Origin of the sequence: Otoolea muris (assembly GCF_943193115.1) — a bacterium.
GTDB lineage: Bacteria > Bacillota > Clostridia > Lachnospirales > Lachnospiraceae > Otoolea > Otoolea muris.
Map to the genome: position 1 here is coordinate 70,680 of NZ_CALPCY010000008.1, position 22,902 is coordinate 93,581.

A 22,902-nucleotide genomic window follows, 5' to 3' on the forward strand; every position below is an offset into this window, starting at 1 on the left:
TAAATGCGAGAAGGCTCCTGTCCTGTTACGGATGGGGCTTTTTTTGTATCAGGAATTTTGTATCAGGAGGAGATAGCATGTATACAAAGGTTTCTGCAGACCTGAATTTTGTGGAACGGGAAAAAAACGTCGAGGCATTTTGGAAGGAAAACCGGATTTTTGAAAAGAGTATGGAGAGCCGAAAGGACGGCCCGGCGTATACTTTTTACGACGGACCTCCGACCGCCAACGGAAAACCCCATATCGGCCATGTGCTGACCCGCGTCATCAAGGACATGATCCCCAGATACCGCACGATGAAGGGATATATGGTCCCGAGAAAGGCCGGGTGGGATACCCACGGGCTTCCGGTGGAGCTGGAGGTGGAAAAGCTTTTGGGGCTGGACGGCAAGGAGCAGATTGAGGAGTACGGGCTTGAGCCGTTCATCGAGCACTGCAAGGAGAGCGTGTGGAAATATAAGGGCATGTGGGAGGATTTCTCCGGTACGGTTGGCTTTTGGGCCGATATGGACGATCCTTATGTGACATACCACAATTCGTTCATCGAGTCCGAGTGGTGGGCCTTAAAGCAGATCTGGGACAGGGGCCTTCTCTACAAGGGCTTTAAGATCGTCCCCTACTGCCCGCGCTGCGGGACGCCGCTCTCCAGCCATGAGGTGGCGCAGGGGTACAAGGACGTGAAGGAGCGCTCGGCCATCGCGCGCTTTAAGGTAAAGGGCGAGGATGCGCATATCCTGGCCTGGACGACGACGCCGTGGACGCTGCCTTCCAACGTGGCGCTGTGCGTAAACCCGGACGAGGCGTATGTAAAGGCTCAGGTAAAGGATGTAAATGAAGCGGAAGCGGGCCGGATCTACTACATGGCCGAGGCGCTGTGCGGCGCGGTCCTGGGCGAGGGCGCGTATGAGGTGCTGGAGCGCTTTACCGGACGCGATCTGGAATATAAGGAATATGAGCCGTTATTTGACTGCGCCGTGGATCTGTGCAGAAAGCAGAACAAGAAGGCGTATTTTGTGACATGCGACAGCTATGTCACGCTCACGGACGGCACCGGCGTTGTCCACATCGCCCCGGCGTTCGGCGAGGATGACGCGAAGGTGGGCCGCAGCTACGATCTGCCGTTTGTGCAGCTTGTGGATGCGAAAGGCGAGATGACGCAGGAGACGCCGTGGGCCGGCGTGTTCTGTAAAAAGGCGGATCCCATGATCTTAAAGAGCCTTGATGAAAAGGGCCTTTTATTCTCCGCGCCTGTATTTGAGCACAGCTATCCCCATTGCTGGCGCTGCGACACGCCGCTGATCTATTACGCGCGCGAGTCGTGGTTTATCAAAATGACGGCCGTGAAGGAGGGCTTGATCCGCAACAATAACACCATCAACTGGATTCCGGAGAGCATCGGCAAAGGGCGCTTCGGGGACTGGCTGGAGAATGTGCAGGACTGGGGCGTGAGCCGCAACCGTTACTGGGGCACGCCCTTAAACATCTGGGAGTGCGCGTGCGGCCATCAGCATTCGATCGGCGGCATTGAGGAATTAAAGAGCATGTCTGACGACTGCCCGGACGAGATCGAGCTGCACCGGCCGTATATCGATGCGGTAACCATCCGCTGCCCGAAATGCGGGGGCGTGATGCGCCGCGTGCCGGAGGTGATTGACTGCTGGTTCGACTCCGGCGCGATGCCGTTTGCGCAGCACCACTATCCGTTTGAAAATAAAGAGCTGTTTGAGGCGCAGTTCCCGGCCGACTTTATCTCCGAGGCCGTGGATCAGACGAGAGGATGGTTCTATTCCCTGCTGGCCATTTCCACGCTCCTGTTTAATAAAGCGCCTTATAAAAACGTGATCGTCCTGGGCCATGTGCAGGATGAGAACGGGCAGAAGATGAGCAAATCCAAAGGGAATGCCGTGGATCCCTTTGACGCGCTTAAAACGTACGGGGCGGATGCGATCCGCTGGTATTTTTACGTCAACAGCGCGCCGTGGCTGCCGAACCGCTTCCACGGGAAGGCGGTGACCGAGGGCCAGCGCAAGTTCATGGGCACGCTCTGGAACACATACGCGTTCTTTGTGCTCTACGCGAATATCGACGGCTTTGACGCGACAAACTATAAGCTGGAGTATGAAAAGCTCGCGGTTATGGATAAATGGCTTTTATCAAGGCTGAATACCCTGGTAAAAGAGGTGGATAGCTGCCTGGGAGAGTACCGGATCCCCGAGGCAGCGAGGGCCCTGCAGGGCTTTGTGGACGACATGAGCAACTGGTATGTCAGAAGGAGCCGCGCGCGCTTCTGGGCAAAGGGCATGGAGCAGGATAAGATAAACGCCTACATGACGCTCTACACGGCCCTGGTAACGGTCTGCAAGGCGGCGGCGCCCATGATCCCGTTTATGACAGAGGACATTTACCAGAACCTGGTGAGAAGCATCGACAAAACCGCGCCGGAGAGCATCCACCTGTGCGACTTCCCCGCAGCGGACGAGGCGGCGGTTGACAAAGAGCTTGAGGCGCGCATGGACGAGGTGTTAAAGATCGTGACGCTGGGCCGCGCGGCGAGAAATATGGCGAATATTAAGAACCGCCAGCCGATTGGCCGCATGTTTGTAAAGGCAGAGGAAGCTCTCCCGGCCTTTTATCAGGCGATCATTGAGGATGAGCTGAATGTCAAGAGCGTGGAGTTCACGGACGACGTGCGCGCGTTCACGTCCTACAGCTTCAAGCCGCAGCTTAAGACGGTGGGGCCGAAATACGGCAAGCAGCTTGGAAATATCCGCAAGGCCCTGGCAGGGATTGACGGAAATGCGGCTATGGACACCCTGGGTCAGGAGGGGAAGCTGTCCTTTGATTTCGGCGGGACGCCGGTGGAGCTGACAAGAGACGATCTCCTGATCGACGCCGCCCAGGTGGAGGGCTTTGTGTCTGAGGGCGATAATACCGTGACGGTGGTGCTGGATACAAATCTGACGCCGGAGCTTCTCGAAGAGGGCTTTGTGCGCGAGATCATCAGCAAGGTACAGACCATGCGCAAGGAGGCCGGCTTTGAGGTCATGGATCATATCCGCTTATACCACCAGGGAAATGAGAAGATCGAGGCGATCTTAAACGGCCGCGCCGAAGAGATCATGGGCGAGGTCATGGCGGACGGGATCGAGTCCGGCCGGACAGGCGGATACGTGAAGGAATGGAATATCAACGGGGAGACCGTTACGCTGGGTGTGGAAAAGATAGGTTGAGGAGGAGAACATGAAAGGATTTAATAAGGAAGCGATTAAGCAGAGCATTATTGACAATGTAAAGAGCCAGTTCCGCCGGACGATCGACGAGGCTACGCCGCAGCAGGTGTACCAGGCCGCGGCTTACGCGGTAAAGGATGTGGTCATTGACCGCTGGATTGCCACGCAGAAGACGTACGACGAGTCAAATGTGAAAAAGGTGTACTACCTGTCCATGGAATTCCTGATGGGCCGCGCTCTGGGCAACAATATGATAAACTTAGGCGTGTGGAAGGAATTTAAGGAGGCTCTCGACGATCTCGGCTTTGATTTGACCGCGATCGAGGACGAGGAGCCGGATCCCGCTCTTGGAAACGGCGGACTCGGCCGTCTGGCGGCCTGTTTCCTGGATTCCCTGGCCACGCTCGGCTATCCGGCTTACGGCTGCGGCATCCGCTACCATTACGGCATGTTTAAGCAGAAGATCGAGAACGGCTACCAGATCGAGGTTCCGGACGAGTGGTTAAAGCACGGCTATCCCTTTGAGCTGCGCCGCCCCGAATACGCCAGCGAGGTAAAATTCGGCGGCTATGTAAAGACCGTGCAGGACGGACAGCGCAACGTCTTTGTGCAGGAGGGCTACCAGTCCGTGATGGCTGTGCCGTATGACATGCCGATCGTGGGCTACCAAAACAATGTGGTCAACACCCTGCGCATCTGGGACGCGCAGCCGGTCAACACCTTCAGCCTGGCCGCCTTTGACAAGGGAAATTACCAGCAGGCCGTGGAGCAGGAAAACCTGGCCAAGAACCTGGTGGAGGTGCTTTACCCCAATGACAACCACTATGCCGGCAAGGAGCTGCGCTTAAAACAGCAGTATTTCTTCATCTCCGCCAGCCTCCAGGTGGCGCTTAAGAAGTTCCGCGAGAATAACAGCGATATCCATAAGCTCCCGGAGAAGGTGACGTTCCAGATGAATGATACGCACCCGACCGTCGCCGTGGCGGAGCTGATGCGCATCCTTCTGGACGAGGAGGGCTTAAACTGGGAGGAGGCCTGGGAGATTACGACCAAGACCTGCGCCTATACGAACCACACGATCATGGCAGAGGCTCTGGAGAAATGGCCGATCGAGCTCTTCTCAAGGCTGCTTCCGCGTATTTACCAGATCGTGGAGGAGATAAACCGCCGCTTCCTGATGGAGGTTCAGGAGAAGTATCCGAACGATTACGAGAAGATCCGCAAGATGGCTATCATCTTCGACGGACAGGTTAAGATGGCGCACCTGGCGATTGTGGCCGGCTACTCCGTCAACGGCGTGGCAAGGCTGCACACCGAGATCCTAAAAAAGCAGGAATTAAAGGATTTCTATGAGATGATGCCGGAGAAATTTAACAATAAGACAAACGGCATTACCCAGCGGCGTTTCCTGCTCCATGGAAACCCGCTTCTGGCCGGCTGGGTGACAGACAAGATCGGCGACGAGTGGATCACGGATCTTACGCATTTGCATAAGCTGGCCATCTACGCGGGTGACGAAAAATGCCAGCAGGAATTTATGAACATCAAATACCAGAATAAGCTGCGTCTTGCAAAATACATCAAGGAGCACAACGGGATCGACGTGGATCCGCGCTCGATCTTTGATGTACAGGTTAAGCGCCTGCATGAGTACAAGCGCCAGCTCCTGAATATCCTGCATGTGATGTTCCTCTACAACCAGTTAAAAGACAACCCGAACATGGATATGGTTCCCAGGACCTTTATTTTCGGCGCCAAGGCAGCCGCCGGCTACCAGATCGCCAAGAAAACCATTAAGCTCATCAACGCCGTGGCGGATGTGATCAACAGTGACAAATCCATCGGCGGCAAGATCCGGGTCGTATTCATCGAGGATTACAAGGTATCGAATGCGGAGATGATTTTCGCAGCCGCAGACGTCAGCGAGCAGATTTCCACTGCCAGCAAGGAGGCGTCCGGCACCGGAAACATGAAATTCATGCTCAACGGCGCGCTGACCCTGGGCACCATGGACGGCGCGAACGTGGAGATCGTGGAAGAAGTGGGAGAGGAGAACGCCTTCATCTTCGGACTGTCCTCAGACGAGGTGATCCAGTACGAGAATCACGGCGGCTACAATCCGGTCGAGATCTTTAACACGGATCAGGATATCCGCCGCGTGCTGATGCAGCTCATCAACGGCTACTACGCGCCGCAGGATCCGGAGCTGTTCCGCGATATCTACAACTCGCTGCTAAATACACAGAGCAGCTCAAAGGCGGATATGTACTTTATCCTCAAGGATTTCCGGGCGTATGCAGAGGCCCAGAAAAAGGTGGAGGCCGCTTACCGCGACGAGAAGTGGTGGGCAAAGGCCGCGCTGCTCAATGTGGCCTGCGCCGGCAAATTCTCCTCAGACCGCACGATCGAGGAGTATGTGCGCGATATCTGGCATTTAAAAAAGGTAAAGGTTGAGTTAAACTGATATGAGATGGATAAAACGGCGGGGGAGCGGCATGGGAGGGCCGGGCGGCCTTCCTGCTTCCGTGCCCGTGTGCATCGCCGCCTGCGCGTTCCTCATCGCCGCCGCCTGCCTCATCTGGCACTGCCTGTCCGCTGTCCGGCAGGGGCGGGAGATGATAACCGAGCTCTATAAGGCAAACCGCGCTCCCATGCTCCGGGAGCTCTCACAGGCGGATCTGGCGGAAATCTATGAGGTCCGCTGGGGCCGGCGCGCGACCGCCGCCGGGAGAGAAGCGCTTTCGGGCGTCGGGATTCCCCATATCCTGTTGTTCCAGGAAATGAAGGCTGCGGTGGAGCGCACAAGCGTCGTGTCCGTGGAGCTTACGGAGAGCGAAGAGGCGGGCGGATCTGACCGTGCGGAGGAAGGCGCGGGGCAGGGAAAGACGGTTTCGTTCCGCTACAGGGCAGAGGTGGATTTTTATCTGGAAAAGGGAAATGAAGCGCTGACACCGGTGGAGCGCAGGAGCTTTGAAGGGACGATACGGCTGAAACGGGGGTGGCTGCCTGTGTGGAAGCTGGATGGGATTACAATAGGATAAACGAATAAGATTCATGGCTCCGTCATAGAATGGTATCACATAAAACCATCATTCTATAGAACGGAGTCATGTTTATGCGTAAAACAGCAGCCATATGCCTTCTGGCCCTTCTGATCCCATATATCACAACCCTGTCGTGGACAGGCCGTGTGGAGGGAAGCACAACGCGGATTTCGCAGAGCGGTAAGACCATTCTCCTGGACCGGGACGGGGCCTCGCGTTCGATTGAGCGCGAGGAGTATCTGATCGGGATTCTGGCCGTGCAGATCCCGGCCGATTATGAGATGGAGGCCCTCAAGGCCCAGGCCATCGCGGCCCGGACGGCGCTCTGCCGGCAGATGGAGGGAAAGGAGACGATCGCGGAATCTGCCCTGGACATGGACTATCTGGAACAGGGGCAGATGGAGGCCATGTGGGGGCGGGAGCGGTATCTGGAAAACTATAAGAGGCTCAGGAGCGCGGTGCAGGAGACCGCCGGGCAGGTGATCCGCTGTCAGGGCGAATACATTGATCCCCTGTTTCACCGCTTAAGCGCCGGCGGGACGAGGGCCGGAGACGGGCTGCACCCCTATCTGGCGTCTGTTAAGGAGCCGGATGATCTGCAGGGGGAAAACTTTATGGGTATCTTCCTTTTTACAAGGGAGGAGCTGGCGGGGCGTCTGAACGCCATGCCGGATCCGCCGGGCGTCGCGCCGGAGGAGGTATTTGAGCGGATCCAGATCATACAAAAGGACAGCGCCGGCTATGTGGAGTCCATCCAGGTGGGAGACAAGAGCTACACAGGCGACGAGGTGCGCTACGCGCTGGGCCTTCCTTCGCCCGCCTACCGATTTGAGGAAGCGGAGGGGAAGATCCGCTGCACGACAAAGGGGATCGGGCATGGTTTCGGTCTTGATCAGTACGGGGCGGAGCGGAAGGCGAAAGAGGGCTGGAAGGCAGAGGATATCCTGGGATTTTATTATAAAAATATTGTGATTGTTTCTGAATAAAAAACCTCGGCAGGGTAAGACTATTACCGAGGTGATAAACGTGAAAAACAAAATCAATCAACTGTTCAAGGACAAACTGCTCCTTGTCATGATGGTGCTGGGCCTGCTGACTATTGTTGCGGCAGCAGGAGCGGTAAGGATTCGCAGGGGCAATCCCCAAAATGATCAGAATCCCTACCTGGAGGTTCCGGAGACACAGGGACTTCTTGCAAAAGAGCCGCCGGCCGCCGTTTTGCCGGAAAAGGAAAAAGAAAAGGAGACGAAGGAGGCGCAGGCCGGGACGGCCAAGGCTGCCGGGAGCTCCGACGCGGATTATTCCACAGAGAATAAAGCCGCTGCCACAAAAGAGACGGGCGCGGAGCGGGCCGAGAAGGCAAACGCTTCCAGGGCTGTTCCGTTAAACTACAACGGCGCGGATAAGCTCGGCTGGCCGGTCAGAGGAAATGTGATTCTGGATTTCAGCATGGAAACCACTACTTATTTCCCCACCCTGGATCAGTACAAATGCAATCCGGCCCTGATTATCCAGGGCGAGGTCAGCGATCCTGTGAGCGCTCCGGCTGACGCGATGGTGCTCGAGGTAGGCGCAAATGAGGAGATCGGGAACTTTGTGGTACTGGATCTTGGCGGAGAATACACGGCCGTATGCGGCCAGCTCAAGGATATTCAGGTGGCCAAAAATCAGTATGTGTCCCAGGGAAGCAAGATCGGCTATGTGTCAGAGCCCACGAAGTATTATTCGGTTGAAGGGACAAATGTGTATTTTGAATTAAAGCATGAGGATAAGCCGGTGGATGCGCTGGATTATCTGGAATAGGGCGGGAGACTGCCATATGAGCAGCCGTTTGGGATTCCTGAACGGCTGCGGGGAACTGTATACGTACACGCGGGGCTGCCGGTTGGGCGGCCCTTTTTATGGTATGACGGGTATGCCGTCAGCCAGTGGTAAAATGAAAAGATGGTATTTCTGGCTAACGATAAGGAAGTGGTCCGGTTGTATAATATGCGTGAGACGGCACAAATTGATTACAATAGCGGAATGAAGAAAGCCAGGGCCGAAAGAAGGGTTGAAATTTCAGACCGCTTTTCGTTTTCTATAATACTTGTATCGATAGTTATCCCACCCACTGATACCGTATCGAGGGCCTGCCGCCGGTCCGGTAATCGATGCTGCTTTTCAGCTCCCCGGTTTCAACCATGTAATTCATATACCGGCGGATCGTAATTCTCGATAAATGCACCTGCTCCGCGATCTGCTCGCTGGAATAACCCGCCCCGGGATTTTCGATGAGAAATTCCCGTATTCTGGAAAGCGTGGCTTCATTCAGCCCCTTGGCAAGCTGGGGACGGGAGGCGCCGGGAGAGCCCTGGAGGCAGAGAAGCGAGTCGATCTCCTGCTGCCCCATCGTTTCGCGGGTATGCCGGAGCTTTTCAAAAAGGGCGGAAAAGCGCTCTAAAGCGGTTTTAAAGCGCCCAAATTCAAAGGGCTTTACCAGATAGTCCACCACGCCTCTGGACAGGAGCTTTTGCACGATATCCGTGTCGGAGGCGGAGGTGACCATAATCACAGACGGCGTTTTGCCCATGGCGTGGAGCTGGTCAATGAATTCGTCCCCGTTCATAAGAGGGGTATAATAATCAAGGATAATGAGATCCGCGTCGCTGTCTTTTAAGTATCTAAGCGCGTCCCCGCCGTTTTTAAAGACCGCGGCGACGCCAAAGCCCGGCAGGCTTTCCACATATCTGCGGTTGATGGAAGCGACCATGGGGTCATCCTCAATGATAATTACCTGGTACATCTGCGCCCTCCTTTCCGGTAAAAGCGAGGGTAAAGCACGCGCCCTCGCCGGGTTCTGTGTCGATCGTGATATCGCCGTGATACTGCGTCACAAGCTGTCGGATGAGAAAAAGGCCGGTTCCCCGGTTTTCTCCTTTGGAGGAAACGCCTTTTTCATAAATATGCGGGAGAATCCCGGGGGCGATCCCGCGCCCTGTGTCCTCACAGGTGATCATAAAGCAGCCCGGCTGGCTGTACAGGCCAAGGATAATTTCTTTTCCGGGCCCGCCGTTTTCCGGACTGGCGCTTTCCGGCCCGCCTGCCTGCGCCGCCGCGTCCCCGTCTCCTCCTGCGCTCAGCTCTTCAATGGCGTTTTCGAGGAGATTTCCGATGATGGTAATGCAGGCGTCTACGGGGAGAATGAGATCCCGCTCCAGGCAGGAGCTGTCCGGGGCGACGCTTAAGCGGATGCCGAGCTCGGCGGCGTGCATCATTTTTCCGATGACCAGGGCGCAGATCCGCGTCTCCCGGATGCGATCCGCCGTCTCGCGGACCGAACGGCTCGTGACCAGGGTGCTGTTGGAGATGAAATCAATGGCCCGGCTGATTTCCCCTGTCTGTAGGTATCCGAGAATCACATGAAGCTTATTTAAAAACTCGTGATTAAAGGCGCGCAGCGTGTCCAGCATGCTGCGCGCGCCGAACAGATCATCGGACAGCCTCATGAGCTCCGTGCGGTCCGCGATAACGACCAGTGTTCCGCGTACCGCGCGGCTTTCCTGATCGCGCACGGGAATCTCGTCGATCAGGACGGTATGGCCGCTAAGGGACCAGGAGCGGCGCAGGATGGCCTCCCCGGCGGACGCCACATGATCAAAGCGCGAGCCGGGGTAAAGATCGCGGATCCGGCGTCCGGAAAGCGAGCCTCCCTCCGGCGAAAACAGCTCCGCCGCCTTTTGGTTGGAAAACAGGATACGGCCGTGCGTATCTGTGGCGATGAGGCCCTCGTCAATGGAATTCATGACCTCGTCCTGCCTGGTATAGAGGCGGATCAGCTCCTCTGGATCAAAGCCCCTGAGCGATTTGCGCAAAAGCCGCATGGATGCGCCGGCGAGAAATATGCTGACGGCAATCATGAACAGGAAAATCGCGGCATGGACCAGAAGGATCACATGGCGTCTGGCCGAAATTGCGGAGGTGAAAACCGAGGCCATGACAAAGCCGATGATTTGGCCGTCCCCGCCCTGTATCGCGTGAAAGGCCCGGCGCTGGGAGCCCTTTGTGCCGTAGCCTGTGGAAATATAAGGCTCGGAACCGGCCAGTATGGCTGCCTCGTCGCCGTCCACGAACGTTTCGCCCGTTTTCAGCCGGTCTGTGTGGTAAAAGCGCAGGCCGCGGCTGTCGCAGATGACGATCACGCTGATATCCGGGATCGTCGCGCTTAAGGAGTCAAGGTGCGCGGCGGCCTCCTGGCCCGGGTAGCCGTCCTCCAGCATGGCGGCGACCTCAGGCATGGAGGCAATATAGGCGGCCGCGCCGCTTATCACGCGATCCATGTCCCTGCGCTCGCGGTTGATGTCAAAATACAGCGTGCTCGCGAGGGAGAGGAGGATCATAAAGGCGGATAAAAACAAAAAGAAATGGTACAGCGTTCGTTCAAGCGCGGTCTGGGCGCGGGCCTGGGTCATGGCACACCTCCGGGGGATCATCTGTGGACAGGGTAAGAGGGATTTTAGAAAATTATATAAAAAAACGGGGGAATGCGCAAGAAAAAACAGCGTAACCGTTCAGACAATCTGAACTGTTACGGCATCTGGACATGAAAATCGCTTCGCGATGGGGCGGATGCCTGCTGCCGCCGCGTTTTCGTACGGCCAGCGCAGCAGGTGCGCAGACCTATCTGAACTGTTACAAAACAGGTAACAGTTCAGGCAACCTGAACTGTTACGGCATCTGCCCATGAAAATCGCTTCGCGATGGGGCAGACGCCTGCTGCCGCTACGTTTTCGTACGGCCAGCGCAAGCATTGCGCAGACCTATCTGAACTGTTACCAAAACAGTATCCGGAACGGAAAAAAATACAAAAAAACCCTTGCTATTTTGACAGTAATTGGTTACAATACAGAGTAGGGTTGATTAATATTTAACAATCATGAATCAAAAATTCTTAGGAGGAATGAAGTCATGGCAGTAAAAGTTGCAATCAATGGTTTTGGCCGTATCGGCCGTCTGGCATTCAGACAGATGTTTGGCGCTGAGGGCTACGAGGTAGTGGCAATCAACGACTTAACGAACCCGGCTATGCTGGCGCACCTTTTAAAGTATGATTCCGCACAGGGCAGATACGAGGGTCATACGGTAGAGGCCGGCGAGGATAACATCGTGGTTGACGGCAAGAAGATCACGATCTATGCAAAAGCGAACGCCGCTGAGCTTCCGTGGGGAGAGATCGGCGTGGACGTTGTATTAGAGTGCACCGGATTCTACACATCCAAGGCCAAGGCGCAGGCGCACATCGACGCAGGCGCTAAGAAGGTGGTTATTTCCGCTCCGGCCGGAAACGACCTGCCGACGATCGTATTTAATGTAAACCACAATACGCTGACACCGGATGACAAGATCATTTCCGCCGCGTCCTGCACGACGAACTGCCTTGCCCCGATGGCGAAAGCGCTCAACGACTATGCTCCGATCCAGTCCGGTATCATGGCTACCATCCACGCTTACACAGGCGATCAGATGATCCTGGACGGCCCGCACAGAAAAGGCGATCTGAGAAGAGCGAGAGCCGGCGCTGTGAACATCGTTCCGAACTCCACAGGAGCTGCCAAGGCGATCGGCCTGGTTATCCCGGAATTAAACGGCAAGCTCATCGGCGCCGCGCAGCGTGTTCCGGTTCCGACCGGTTCCACCACGATCTTAACCGCAGTTGTGAAGAAGGCGGACGTGACCAAGGAAGCTATCAACGCAGCCATGAAGGCGGCCGCTACCGAGTCCTTTGGCTACAATGAGGACGAGATCGTTTCCTCCGACATCGTAGGTATCCGTTACGGTTCCTTATTCGATGCGACACAGACCATGGTTTCCGCGATTGGCGACGATTTATTCCAGGTGCAGGTTGTTTCATGGTATGACAACGAGAATTCCTACACAAGCCAGATGGTTCGCACAATCAAATACTTTGCAGAGTTAGCATAAGAAAGACAGGGACAGCCCCGTGACAGCCTGCGCAGGGCGCGCGGGCGTTTTGCGGGGCAGGTTTCTGAGGATTCAAGATGGGTCCGGTCCGCAGGGCCGGGCTCATTTTTATGGAAATGAAAGCCTGCTGCGCCCGGCCTGCGTGAGGGCGGGCACAGCGACAGAGGAAAGGAGCGATTCCCATGCTGAATAAAAAGTCAGTTGACGATATCAATGTTAAGGGTAAAAGAGTTCTGGTGCGCTGCGATTTCAACGTACCGTTAAAGGATGGAAAGATCACGGATGAGAACCGCCTTGTGGCCGCGCTTCCGACGATTAAGAAGCTGGTAACGGACGGCGGCCGGGTGATTTTGTGCTCGCATCTGGGCAAACCCAAGGGAGAGCCGAAGCCGGAGCTGTCCCTCGCGCCGGTGGCTGCGCGCCTGACAGAGCTTCTGGGCCAGGAAGTGAAATTTGCGGCAGATCCCGAGGTGGTAGGCCCGAACGCGAAGGCAGCGGTTCAGGAGATGAAGGACGGCGAGGTTATTTTACTGGAAAATACGCGCTACAGGGCAGAGGAGACGAAGAACGGCGAGGCGTTCAGCAAGGAGCTGGCCTCTCTCTGCGAGGTGTATGTAAACGACGCCTTCGGAACCGCGCACCGGGCGCACTGTTCAAATGTAGGCGTGACACAGTATGTGGACACCGCGGTTGTGGGCTATCTGATGCAGAAGGAGATCGATTTCCTCGGAAATGCGGTCAACAACCCGGTGCGCCCGTTTGTGGCCATCTTAGGCGGCGCCAAGGTTGCGGATAAGCTGAATGTGATCTCCAATCTTCTGGAGAAATGCGACACGCTGATCATCGGCGGCGGCATGGCGTTTACCTTCTTAAAGGCGCAGGGCAAGGAGATCGGAAAGTCCCTGGTTGACGATACGAAGCTTGACTACTGCAAGGAGATGATGGAAAAGGCGGAAAAGCTCGGCAAAAAGCTTCTTCTTCCCATTGACACCACCATCGCCGCTTCCTTCCCGAGCCCCATCGACGGGCCCATCGAGGTATCGGTTGTTTCCTCTGACGCGATCCCGGCCGACATGGAGGGCCTGGATATCGGAACCGAGACGGCAAAGCTCTACGCGGAGGCGGTGAAATCCGCGAAAACCGTTGTCTGGAACGGCCCCATGGGCGTATTTGAGAACCCGACCCTGGCAAAGGGAACCATCGCAGTGGCAGAGTCCCTGGCAGAGACAGAAGCGACGACCATCATCGGCGGCGGAGATTCCGCGGCGGCTGTCAACCAGCTCGGCTTTGGCGACAAGATGACCCACATTTCCACGGGCGGCGGAGCTTCCCTTGAATTCTTAGAGGGCAAGGAGCTTCCGGGCGTGGCGGCTGCGAACGATAAATAAAAAAACATAGGAACAGCCCAGATGTAATATAAATGGCTGCGAATCATGAAAAGAGGAGAATTGCAAGATGGCAAGAAGAAAGATTATCGCCGGCAACTGGAAGATGAATATGACGCCCTCCGAGGCGGTAAAGCTGGTAAATACATTAAAACCACTGGTGGTGACAGAAGAGTCGGACGTCGTATTCTGCGTGCCGGCCATTGATATCATTCCCGTTGTGGAAGCCTGCAGGGGAACGAATATCGCCGTGGGCGCTGAGAACATGTATTTTGAGGAAAAGGGCGCGTTTACAGGCGAGATTTCCCCGAACATGCTGGTGGACGCAGGCGTGAAATACGTGATTATCGGCCATTCTGAGAGAAGAGAGTATTTCGCGGAGACAGACGAGACGGTCAACAAAAAGGTATTAAAGGCATTTGAGCACGGCCTGACGCCGATCATCTGCTGCGGCGAGTCCCTCACGCAGAGAGAGCAGGGGATCACGATTGACTGGATCCGCCAGCAGATCAAGATCGCCTTCCTGAATGTGACGCCGGAACAGGCAAAGACGGCTGTGATCGCCTATGAGCCGATCTGGGCCATCGGCACCGGCAAGGTGGCGACCACCGAGCAGGCCGAGGAAGTATGCGGCGCGATCCGCGCATGCATCGGCGAGATCTATGACGATGCCACGGCGGAGGCCATCCGCATCCAGTACGGCGGATCCGTATCCGGCGCTTCCGCGCCCGAGCTGTTCGCACAGCCGGACATCGACGGCGGCCTGGTAGGCGGCGCTTCCCTGAAGGAGGACTTTGGGAAGATCGTGAATTATAAGTAAGCTGTCAGATGAGGACTGCGGCCGGATGGCTGCAGTAAGACGGTACAGGGAATAAAAGAACCGCAGGTGAAGGGAACTTCATCTGCGGTTCTTTTTGATCTGTGAATGGGCATTTTTCCCCGGCAAAGAAATACTTTACGCTGCCTCGAACATGCGCCGCAGCGCAGATACCTATCTATTTACTCTTATTTTTTGTAATATCTATCCATTTTACCCATTTATACATATAAAAAATGTTCGTATCCGTTGTGTTAAGGTATGTAATACAAGAAAAAATATAAAAAGAATGATATATCGCGGATTTGTCGGATATTGGAGAAAAAGAAAGTATGTTTTATGATAAAGGATGGTTTGCCCGGATGGAGACAGCGCGACGGTTCGGAGAAGCGAAACGGCTGCGGGACGAGGGAAGCAAACCGCAGAATAGAATTTTACTTAGGAGGAAAGAAGAATGGGTAATGTATACGCATACGTACGTGTGAGCTCGCGTGACCAGAATGAACACAGGCAGTTGATCGCCATGGCAGGCGTAAATGTGCCGAGGAGGAATATTTACATAGATAAGCAGTCCGGCATGGATTTTAACCGGCCGATGTATAAGAGGCTTCTAAAAAAACTGAAGAAAGATGATCTGCTGTATATCAAGAGTATTGATCGTTTGGGAAGGGATTATGAGGAGATACTGGAACAGTGGCGGATTCTGACAAAAGAAAAGGGGGTGGATATCGCGGTGCTGGATATGCCCCTTCTGGATACAAGGCGCGGGAAGGATCTGCTGGGAACCTTTATCGCGGATCTTGTGCTGCAGCTATTATCCTTTATCAGCGAAAACGAGCGGAAAAACATAAAGGAGAGGCAGAGAGAGGGGATCGAGGCGGCGAAGCTTAAGGGAGTGCGCTTCGGCAGGCCGGAAAAGCCTGTGCCGGAGGATTTTGAGGAGATTTATAATAAATGGCTGGCAAAGGAAATGTCGGCAGAGGAGGCGGCAAAGAGGTGCAATTTTACCAGGACGACGTTTTATAATAAGGCGAACCGGAGAAAGAGGGGGAAGTAAATGGAAAAGGCGCGCCCGGCTTCTGACAGGACGGGAGAATAGGTCTGCCATAGCAGGAAAGAGAAGGCCCTGTGCCCTGCAAGGGAAAGTAAAGGGTACGGGGCTGTTATGGAAAACGTGCGCCGCGATGGAGGATATTTAAGATGGTTTAAAAATGTATACGTTTATGAACTTCTTTTTCTTATCTAAAACATGTCTATTTTATACTATTATCGGCCGAAAATCAAGAATAATAAGCATATTTTTTGTTAATTCTGACGGAATTTCATGAAAGGAGCATTGAAAAAGAAATGTATACATAACTGGACAAAAACGTCTGATTCATAAAGCATATATTATGACACATATTCCGGTTATTTATAGAATCTGGCGAACGATAGATGGGGGTGCAATGAATGGGGGAGATTTATGCATACTGCCGGATTGTTCCCGGCGAAGCGGACATAGGGGAGCAGACCGCCGTTATGCGGGAAATGCAGGTAGAGGAGGATCGTATTTTTGCGGATGTGGAAACTGAGGAGGGGAGCGAACGCCTGAAATACAGGAAGCTTCTCAATCTTCTGAGGCCGGGAGATCTCCTGTATATCCGGAATTTAAGCGCCCTTGGGGACAGCTATCCCGCGATCCGGGAACAGTGGGGCCTGTTGACAAAGATAAAACGGATCGATCTTTCCCTTCTGGAGATGCCCCTGGTGGACACCAGGCGCGGAAAGCTTCAGTACGGCAGCCTGATCGCGGATCTTGTGCTGGATATGCTGGACTATGTGTCAGAGGCGGACAAGGCGGCCCGCAGGCGCAGGCAGCGGGAGGGGATCGAGAAGGCGAAGCGGGAGGGGACGAGATTTGGGAGAAGCCCCCTGCCGACGCCGGATGATTTTTCCCGCGTATATAAAAAATGGGCTTCCAAGGAAATCAATGTGGAGGAAGCGGCGAGGCTGTGCGGCTTTTCACGGGGGACCTTTTACCGGCGGGTAAAGCAGATAGAGAAACGGAAATGAACTCGTTTGAAGAATACAGTGTTTGATAATCAGGCGGGCCGGTTTTATGTGAGCGGAAACCTGGTTCTGAGGTATGTTGAAGGAGAGGAAAGAAATGGGTTTACTTGCACCGGAGATCATTCAGAACAAAGGGCTTTATGTAACGTTTTTTTCAGAGGATTTGCGCCTTTTGCGGACGCCGGAGCAACTGGACAGCTATCTTGCACCATTAAAGGCTGTGAAAAACGCGGATCAGATACTGCTCATATGTCTCGCTGAGAAAGCGAGCGGCGAAAAGCCGGTGAAATATCCCAATCAGGGAGTGTATCAGAATATGAAGCGGATCGACTTTAAAAAGGCGGCTGATGAAATAAAGCGTTCAGGAGCAGCTCTTTACGGGTGCGGTTCGGTTTGCGATCAACTGCTGGACGAGCTGTACAGGATAGATGGCGAGAGGGCGGTGACCAATATTTTTGATGGCAATATAAGAAAAGCCGGGACGGGCCACAGGGGTTATGCCGTTTTGTACCCTACGGCGGAAAAGCTGGCGGCCTGCGGTGAAATCTATATATGCAGCACAACGTATGAAAATGAGATCAAGAAGGAATTGCTGGAAAAGGGAATCCCGGCCCGGTCCATAAAAAAATTGTCCGGATTTCTCTGGAAGGATCAGAGGTAGCAGACAGGAAGGACGCGCTGTTCGCGCAGCGGTTTTATTTTGAGAGAGGAAGAGGAAAGATGAACTATTTAATCGCCGGAGGGGCCGGCTTTATCGGCAGCCACGTCGCAAAGCGCCTGTTTCACGAGGAGCCGGAGGCAGAGCTGTATATCTATGACAATTTTTCTTCCGGAAGGGAAGAGCATCTGGGGGAGATAGGAGGAAGCACACGGGTACATATTATAAAAGCAGATATAAAGGATGCCGGAAAGCTGGCAGAGGCTATGAAAGGGATGGATATTGTATACAGCCTGGCCTCAAACCCTGATATCTCAAAGGCGATTTCACAGCCGGATATCGATTTCTGGGAAGGGACGTTCCTGATCAATAACGTGCTGGAGGCGATGCGGAAGAACGGGGTAAAGAGGCTGCTCTACGCATCCGGGAGCGGCGTGTACGGCGACGTGGGCGCTACGGTTACGGACGAGGATTTTTCTCCGCTGCTGCCATCCTCTACGTATGGGGCGAGCAAGCTGGCCTGCGAGGCTCTGATATGCTCCTACTGCCATATGTTTGATATGAGCGCCGCCGCCTTCCGTTTTGCCAATGTGGTCGGACCGAACCAGACCCACGGCGTCGGCTATGATTTTCTGAAAAAGCTTTCAAAAGACCCGGAGGAGCTGGAGATCCTGGGGGATGGCACGCAGAGCAAATCGTATATCTATATTGACGATATCACAGACGCTTTAAGGACTGTAGAGAGGAAGGCGCTGCAGGGATATACCTATTATAATGTTGCCACCCTGGATCACATTACCGTGACGGAGATTGCGGATATCACAGCCCGGATTATGGGCCTTGGGCATGTGGAATACCGCTATACCGGAGGCGATCGGGGCTGGAAGGGGGATGTGCCGGTCGTGCGGCTGGACAGTGCGAAAATCAGGAAACTCGGATGGGCGAACCGCTATACGACGCCGCAGGCAATTGAGATGTCGGTTTCATCCATGTATCAGGGCATGAAGGGAGAAAAATAATGAAAACGGCTGTGATCTACGGAGCGGCAACAACGGCGAAGCGTGTGTACGAGGAGGTTAAGAGCCAGTATGCCATTCAATATTTTGTTGACGGGAACCCGGCTTTTATTGGAACCCGGATTGACGGCCTGGAGGTGAAGGGCAGGGAAGCGATTTTAGAAGCGCGGCCTGACCTTGTGGTGATGGGGATCCTGACCGGCTATGAGGATGCGGTGGAATATTTGATCCAAAACGGATTCCCGGAGGAGCGCATCATCTGCCGCTTTGTGGACTTAAATACTCGCGCCAGGCGCGACTGCCTGGAGAAAATTGCCATGATCCTTGAGGATAAGGAGGTTTCCGGGGCGGTGGCGGAGCTGGGCGTCTACAGGGGGGATTTCGCAAAGGTCATCAATACCGTGTTCCCTGAACGGAAGCTCTACCTGTTTGATACGTTTGAGGGCTTTCCGGAGGAGGATATGAATTATGAGACCGAGAACAATCTCCTCTTAAATACCGTGGGAAAGCTGTCCAATACCTCTGTGGAGTATGTGATGGGCCGGATGCCGCACCCGGAGCGCTGCGTGATACGGAAAGGGTATTTCCCCGAGACAGCGGCCGGGCTGGAGGATGAGCGATATGCATTTGTAAATATTGATGTGGATCTGTACAAGCCGATTCTGGCCGGGCTCGAATATTTCTGGCCCAGGATGGCGGAGAACGGATATATTTTCGTACATGATTATTTTTCCTTTTCCTATGCAGGCACAAAGAAAGCGATCGAGGAATTTTCAGAACGGTTTCATGTCGGCTTTACGCCGATCGGCGACACGCTGAGCGTGGCCTTTGTGAAAAAAGGGAGGGGAACATGCTGATCACGCGAAGCCCGCTTCGGATCACCCTGGGAGGCGGGGGGACGGATCTGGCTTCTTACTACGAAAAGAGGGAGGGCTTCCTGATCTCCGCCGCCATCGACCGGTATGTCTATATCCTGATAAACCGCACCTTTGACCAGACGATTCTGCTGAAATATTCAAAGCTGGAGCGCGTTAAGGAGGCCGGGGAGCTGGAGCACCCAATCGCCAGGGAGGCGCTTAAGATGCTGGAACTTGAAAAAGAACCTCTTGAGATCTGCTCAATGGCGGATATCCCCGCCGGGACAGGGCTGGGATCCTCCGGCGCTTATACAGCCGCGCTCCTCAAAGCGCTCCACAGCTATAAGGGGGATATCACAGGCGCCAGGCAGCTCGCCGAGGAAGCCTGCGAGATTGAGATAGGCCGTCTGGGGGAACCAATCGGCAAGCAGGATCAGTACATTTCGGCTTACGGCGGGATCAACTGCATGACGATCCGCAAAGACGGCTTTGTGGAGGTAGAGCCCTTAAACGTGACGGAGGAGACGCTCTATGACCTGGAGGACAATCTGATGCTGTTTTTTACCGGTTACTCCCACCGGGCGGGGAAACTTTTGGAGGAACAGGATAAAAAGAGCCGCGGCCGTGATGAGGAAATGCTTAAAAATCTCGATTTTGTGAAGCAGATGGGACTGGAGAGCCGAAAGGCCCTGGAAAGAGGAGATTTACGCCGGTTTGCGGACATCATGAATGTCCACTGGGAATACAAGAAAAAACGATCCGGGGGGATGAGCAACCCGGAGATCGACGGGTGGTATGAATACGCCTTAAAAAACGGGGCGCTCGGCGGAAAGCTGATCGGGGCCGGAGGAGGCGGATTTCTGATGTTTTATGCGGAAAACAAGGCGGGCCTGCGCCGCGCCATGGGACGCCTGGGGCTTAAGGAGATCCGTTTCAGGTTTGATAAAGAGGGGGCAAAGCGGCTGTAATGACAAGGCAGGATGGGAACAGGGATCCGGCGGCGGACACACAGGTTGTGGTATTGATGGGAGGAATGGGAACGCGCCTGGGGCTTACGGACCGGCCCAAGGCAATGGCTGACATCAACGGACGCCCTTTTTTTGATTACGAGCTGATGATGTTAAAGAGATGGGGATTTTGGCGCTTTCTATTTCTGGTCGGGCATCAGGCGGATCAGATCGAAGATTACTATGGCGACGGATCCGGGCAGGGCTTGGAGATCCGTTATTCCCGCGACGGCCGGAGTCAGCTTGGGACAGGCGGGGCGCTAAAACAGGCGGAGGCGATGCTCGATGAGCGTTTTATCCTGCTGTACGGGGATTCCTTTATGGATATGGATTACCGGGAGCTTGTATACAGGTACCGGCTGGAGAGAAAGGCCGGGAAATCCGGCGTGATGGCAGTCCTTAAAAATGAGAACCAGTATGACACGAGCAATGTGATCTTCAGGGACGGGGCGCTCCTGCTGTACGACAAGGCAGAGCGCAGCGCAGATATGCAGTACATCGATTACGGTGTGTCCATGCTGTCAAAGGAGGTTCTGGCAGGCTTAGAACCAGGGAAAAAGTGCGATCTGTCAGAGCTTTTGACCGCCCTTTCCAAGGCGGGGAAGCTGGCGGGGCAGGAGGTTTGTAAACGGTTTTATGAGATCGGGAGTCCGGCCTCGCGGGAGGAATTCGCAGCCTATGCAAAGCAGCGGTTTTGCAGGGCAAACAGGGCGTTGTTTCTGGATCGGGACGGGGTGATCAATGAATTCTGCTTTCATGAGGAGACCGAACAGCTTGACTCCCCGTTCACAAAAGAGGAATTCCGGTACAGGGAGGATGTCATCTCCACATTGAAAGCGGTTTCCGACATGGGATATCTGCTTTTTATTGTCACAAACCAGCCGGCGGCGGCAAAGGGAAAGGTATCCTTAAAAGCTCTGTATGATCTCAACACATGGGTGGCGCGTGATCTGCAGGAGAAGGGAATCCGCGTGGAAGCCTCCAGCCTGTGTCCCCATCACCCGGCGGGAGACAGGAGGACGCGGGCCCCGTTCCTGATCCGCCGGTGTGGATGCCGCAAGCCAAAGGCGGGCCTGATCATAGATATACTGAAAATATATAACATCGATATGGAACACTCATGGATGGCAGGCGATTCCTATACGGATGTCCTGGCGGGAAAAAGGGCGGGCTTAAAGACAGCCCTTTTAGGGGAGTATAAATGCGACGTGTGCCACCGGCTTGAAGGAAACCGGCCGGACCGGGTGCTGCAGGATATCCGTGAGCTGGAGGGAATCTTAAGAGAGGATATCTGAGCCTGTTTCAGACGCGCTCCGGGGGCGGTAAAAAAGCTGCGCGGGAGCAGAACGGGAAAAAACCGTGACAGGCTGCATTCCGCGGGCGGCTGCGGAACACAGTGGAGACGGAGAAAAAGGAAGCAGATATAAAGAGAAAGGAAGCGCATGTATAAAGCATATATCGAAAACTACCTGAAAGAAACGATTCAGATAGCAGGACAGATTTCGCAGGAAGAGATAGAAAAAGGCGCGCTGCTTCTGGCAGCGGCCAGGGACCGGGGCGGACGGCTGTTCATCCTTGGCGTAGGGGGAAGCGCGGCAAACGCGTCCCATGCGGTAAACGATTTCCGGAAGATAGGCGGGATCGAATCCTACGCCCCCACGGACAATGTATCCGAGTTCAGCGCAAGGGCGAACGACGAGGGGTGGCATACGACCTTTTCGGAATGGCTGAAAACGTCCCGGCTGTCAGAAAGGGACATCGTCCTTGTTTTATCCGTGGGAGGCGGAAACGAGAAGGCGTCGGGCAATATCGTGGAGGCGCTGAAACTGGCCGGAGAGAGGAAGGCGGGGATCATATCCATCGTTTCAAGGGACGGGGGATACGCCGGACAGGTGTCAGACGCATGCATCCGCATTCCGGTAATAGCGGATGAGAGGATAACGCCGCATGCGGAAGGATGGCAGGGAATCATCTGGCATCTTCTGGTGAATGCGATTGCCTGAGCCAAAGAAGAGGCGGGACGTGATAAACGTAACCGGGAGGAGAAGCCAGAGCGGTTACCTGACATTAGCAGACAGGGGACAAAAAAGTGAAGGTTGAAGATTTGAAGATCGCCGTCTTTGCGGACGGCGCGGATATCAGGGAAATGGAAGAAGCCGCTCAAAACGGGTGGATAAAGGGATTTACGACAAACCCGACGCTGATGAGGAAAGCCGGCGTGAGGGATTACACAGAATTTGCAAAGCGGGTCGTGGAAGCGATCCCGGACAGGCCGATCTCATTTGAGGTATTTGCAGATGATTTCATGAGCATGAAAAAGGAGGCGCTGGCGCTGTCCGGGTACGGGAAAAATGTCTATGTAAAGATCCCGGTGACAAACACGCGCGGGGAGTCGAGCGCGCCGCTGATTTCGGAGCTGTCAAAGGAGGGCGTGCGCCTGAATGTGACGGCCGTGTTCAGCGTCCGGCAGGTGGAAGGCGTGCTGAAGGCGCTGGAGGACGGCGTCCCGGCAATTGTATCCGTATTTGCGGGGAGGATCGCGGACACGGGGACGGATCCGGAAGCGATCATGAAGCAGGCCGCGCAGCTCTGCAGGCAAAAAGGGGTCTGGAGTTTATGGGCAAGCTGCCGCGAGGTGTTCAACATCATCCAGGCCGAGCGGAGCGGGGCGGATATCGTCACCGTGACCGGGGATATCCTCGCAAAGCTGCCTGTGTTGGGGAAGGATCTGGAGGAGTTTTCCCTGGAGACGGTGCGGATGTTTGAGGAAGACGGGAGGAAGCTGGGGTTTTCGGTCGTGTGCTGACCCTGGCAGCATATTATTTTAATTCCCCAAATCTACTCCGGACAGAAATCCATGTAAAAAAGGCATAAA

20 protein-coding genes are annotated in these 22,902 nt (G+C 54.6%); 18 read left to right on the top strand and 2 right to left on the bottom strand.

Annotated elements, in window-relative coordinates:
* Nucleotides 1-77 precede the first annotated feature (77 nt).
* From ileS to NFS31_RS07230, 5 genes are all read left to right on the top strand, one after another.
* Nucleotides 78-3,230, top strand: coding sequence for an isoleucine--tRNA ligase (gene ileS, locus NFS31_RS07210; protein WP_251493027.1), 3,153 nt, complete (start codon nt 78-80; stop codon nt 3,228-3,230).
* Between the two features lie 10 nt (nt 3,231-3,240).
* On the top strand, nt 3,241-5,694 hold the full coding sequence (locus NFS31_RS07215; protein ID WP_251493029.1) for a glycogen/starch/alpha-glucan phosphorylase: 2,454 nt from the start codon (nt 3,241-3,243) through the stop codon (nt 5,692-5,694).
* Between the two features lies 1 nt (nt 5,695).
* On the top strand, nt 5,696-6,271 hold the full coding sequence (locus NFS31_RS07220; RefSeq protein WP_251493031.1) for a hypothetical protein: 576 nt from the start codon (nt 5,696-5,698) through the stop codon (nt 6,269-6,271).
* Between the two features lie 74 nt (nt 6,272-6,345).
* Nucleotides 6,346-7,260 carry a SpoIID/LytB domain-containing protein gene (locus NFS31_RS07225; RefSeq protein ID WP_251493033.1) on the top strand — a complete coding sequence of 305 codons (915 nt, stop codon included), beginning with the start codon at nt 6,346-6,348 and terminating at the stop codon, nt 7,258-7,260.
* Between the two features lie 40 nt (nt 7,261-7,300).
* Entirely contained in the window at nt 7,301-8,077 is a 777-nt protein-coding gene (locus NFS31_RS07230; RefSeq protein WP_251493035.1) for a M23 family metallopeptidase, read from the top strand.
* A 298-nt stretch (nt 8,078-8,375) separates the two neighbouring features.
* On the opposite strand, the gene NFS31_RS07235 is transcribed toward NFS31_RS07230, so the two are convergent.
* Nucleotides 8,376-9,059 carry a response regulator gene (locus tag NFS31_RS07235; RefSeq protein WP_251493037.1) on the bottom strand — a complete coding sequence of 228 codons (684 nt, stop codon included), beginning with the start codon at nt 9,057-9,059 and terminating at the stop codon, nt 8,376-8,378.
* Nucleotides 9,037-10,725 carry a sensor histidine kinase gene (locus NFS31_RS07240; RefSeq protein ID WP_251493040.1) on the bottom strand — a complete coding sequence of 563 codons (1,689 nt, stop codon included), beginning with the start codon at nt 10,723-10,725 and terminating at the stop codon, nt 9,037-9,039. Before NFS31_RS07240 ends, NFS31_RS07235 begins: the two co-directional genes overlap by 23 nt.
* A gap of 496 nt (nt 10,726-11,221) precedes the next feature.
* Between NFS31_RS07240 and gap the strand changes: the two genes are divergently transcribed.
* From gap to NFS31_RS07300, 13 genes are all read left to right on the top strand, one after another.
* Nucleotides 11,222-12,235 (top strand): type I glyceraldehyde-3-phosphate dehydrogenase, encoded by a 1,014-nt coding sequence (gene gap, locus NFS31_RS07245; protein ID WP_251493042.1) that lies wholly within the window; start codon nt 11,222-11,224, stop codon nt 12,233-12,235.
* 182 nt (nt 12,236-12,417) lie between these two features.
* Entirely contained in the window at nt 12,418-13,623 is a 1,206-nt protein-coding gene (locus NFS31_RS07250; protein ID WP_251493044.1) for a phosphoglycerate kinase, read from the top strand.
* A 67-nt stretch (nt 13,624-13,690) separates the two neighbouring features.
* Nucleotides 13,691-14,440, top strand: coding sequence for a triose-phosphate isomerase (tpiA, locus tag NFS31_RS07255; protein WP_251493046.1), 750 nt, complete (start codon nt 13,691-13,693; stop codon nt 14,438-14,440).
* 336 nt (nt 14,441-14,776) lie between these two features.
* Complete coding sequence (locus NFS31_RS26855; RefSeq protein WP_275563877.1) at nt 14,777-14,899, top strand: hypothetical protein; 123 nt, start codon at nt 14,777-14,779, stop codon at nt 14,897-14,899.
* Nucleotides 14,892-15,494 carry a recombinase family protein gene (locus NFS31_RS07260; protein WP_251493048.1) on the top strand — a complete coding sequence of 201 codons (603 nt, stop codon included), beginning with the start codon at nt 14,892-14,894 and terminating at the stop codon, nt 15,492-15,494. The genes NFS31_RS26855 and NFS31_RS07260 overlap by 8 nt, the downstream gene beginning before the upstream one ends.
* Nucleotides 15,495-15,889: 395 nt before the next feature.
* Nucleotides 15,890-16,492, top strand: a complete 603-nt coding sequence (locus tag NFS31_RS07265; protein WP_251493051.1) for a recombinase family protein — start codon at nt 15,890-15,892, stop codon at nt 16,490-16,492.
* Between the two features lie 94 nt (nt 16,493-16,586).
* Nucleotides 16,587-17,150: a hypothetical protein gene (locus tag NFS31_RS07270; protein WP_251493053.1), complete on the top strand. Its 564-nt coding sequence runs from the start codon at nt 16,587-16,589 to the stop codon at nt 17,148-17,150.
* Between the two features lie 59 nt (nt 17,151-17,209).
* Nucleotides 17,210-18,166, top strand: a complete 957-nt coding sequence (locus NFS31_RS07275) for an NAD-dependent epimerase/dehydratase family protein (protein ID WP_251493055.1) — start codon at nt 17,210-17,212, stop codon at nt 18,164-18,166.
* Nucleotides 18,166-19,020: a TylF/MycF/NovP-related O-methyltransferase gene (locus tag NFS31_RS07280; protein WP_251493057.1), complete on the top strand. Its 855-nt coding sequence runs from the start codon at nt 18,166-18,168 to the stop codon at nt 19,018-19,020. Before NFS31_RS07275 ends, NFS31_RS07280 begins: the two co-directional genes overlap by 1 nt.
* Nucleotides 19,014-19,988 (top strand): GHMP family kinase ATP-binding protein, encoded by a 975-nt coding sequence (locus NFS31_RS07285; protein ID WP_251493059.1) that lies wholly within the window; start codon nt 19,014-19,016, stop codon nt 19,986-19,988. Before NFS31_RS07280 ends, NFS31_RS07285 begins: the two co-directional genes overlap by 7 nt.
* Complete coding sequence (locus NFS31_RS07290; RefSeq protein WP_251493061.1) at nt 19,988-21,322, top strand: HAD-IIIA family hydrolase; 1,335 nt, start codon at nt 19,988-19,990, stop codon at nt 21,320-21,322. The genes NFS31_RS07285 and NFS31_RS07290 overlap by 1 nt, the downstream gene beginning before the upstream one ends.
* A 147-nt stretch (nt 21,323-21,469) precedes the next feature.
* Nucleotides 21,470-22,030, top strand: a complete 561-nt coding sequence (locus tag NFS31_RS07295) for an SIS domain-containing protein (RefSeq protein ID WP_251493063.1) — start codon at nt 21,470-21,472, stop codon at nt 22,028-22,030.
* An 86-nt stretch (nt 22,031-22,116) separates the two neighbouring features.
* Nucleotides 22,117-22,833 (top strand): transaldolase, encoded by a 717-nt coding sequence (locus tag NFS31_RS07300; protein ID WP_251493065.1) that lies wholly within the window; start codon nt 22,117-22,119, stop codon nt 22,831-22,833.
* Nucleotides 22,834-22,902: the final 69 nt, after the last annotated feature.

Excerpts from the sequence above, each read along its gene's own strand:
- ileS (WP_251493027.1), top strand. The coding sequence starts at position 78 with ATGTATACAAAGGTTTCTGCAGACCTGAATTTTGTGGAACGGGAAAAA.
- NFS31_RS07215 (WP_251493029.1), top strand. The coding sequence starts at position 3,241 with ATGAAAGGATTTAATAAGGAAGCGATTAAGCAGAGCATTATTGACAAT.
- NFS31_RS07220 (WP_251493031.1), top strand. The coding sequence starts at position 5,696 with ATGAGATGGATAAAACGGCGGGGGAGCGGCATGGGAGGGCCGGGCGGC.
- NFS31_RS07225 (WP_251493033.1), top strand. The coding sequence starts at position 6,346 with ATGCGTAAAACAGCAGCCATATGCCTTCTGGCCCTTCTGATCCCATAT.
- NFS31_RS07235 (WP_251493037.1), bottom strand. The coding sequence starts at position 9,059 with ATGTACCAGGTAATTATCATTGAGGATGACCCCATGGTCGCTTCCATC.
- NFS31_RS07240 (WP_251493040.1), bottom strand. The coding sequence starts at position 10,725 with ATGACCCAGGCCCGCGCCCAGACCGCGCTTGAACGAACGCTGTACCAT.
- gap (WP_251493042.1), top strand. The coding sequence starts at position 11,222 with ATGGCAGTAAAAGTTGCAATCAATGGTTTTGGCCGTATCGGCCGTCTG.
- NFS31_RS07250 (WP_251493044.1), top strand. The coding sequence starts at position 12,418 with ATGCTGAATAAAAAGTCAGTTGACGATATCAATGTTAAGGGTAAAAGA.
- tpiA (WP_251493046.1), top strand. The coding sequence starts at position 13,691 with ATGGCAAGAAGAAAGATTATCGCCGGCAACTGGAAGATGAATATGACG.
- NFS31_RS26855 (WP_275563877.1), top strand. The coding sequence starts at position 14,777 with ATGATAAAGGATGGTTTGCCCGGATGGAGACAGCGCGACGGTTCGGAG.
- NFS31_RS07260 (WP_251493048.1), top strand. The coding sequence starts at position 14,892 with ATGGGTAATGTATACGCATACGTACGTGTGAGCTCGCGTGACCAGAAT.
- NFS31_RS07265 (WP_251493051.1), top strand. The coding sequence starts at position 15,890 with ATGGGGGAGATTTATGCATACTGCCGGATTGTTCCCGGCGAAGCGGAC.
- NFS31_RS07270 (WP_251493053.1), top strand. The coding sequence starts at position 16,587 with ATGGGTTTACTTGCACCGGAGATCATTCAGAACAAAGGGCTTTATGTA.
- NFS31_RS07275 (WP_251493055.1), top strand. The coding sequence starts at position 17,210 with ATGAACTATTTAATCGCCGGAGGGGCCGGCTTTATCGGCAGCCACGTC.
- NFS31_RS07280 (WP_251493057.1), top strand. The coding sequence starts at position 18,166 with ATGAAAACGGCTGTGATCTACGGAGCGGCAACAACGGCGAAGCGTGTG.
- NFS31_RS07285 (WP_251493059.1), top strand. The coding sequence starts at position 19,014 with ATGCTGATCACGCGAAGCCCGCTTCGGATCACCCTGGGAGGCGGGGGG.
- NFS31_RS07290 (WP_251493061.1), top strand. The coding sequence starts at position 19,988 with ATGACAAGGCAGGATGGGAACAGGGATCCGGCGGCGGACACACAGGTT.
- NFS31_RS07295 (WP_251493063.1), top strand. The coding sequence starts at position 21,470 with ATGTATAAAGCATATATCGAAAACTACCTGAAAGAAACGATTCAGATA.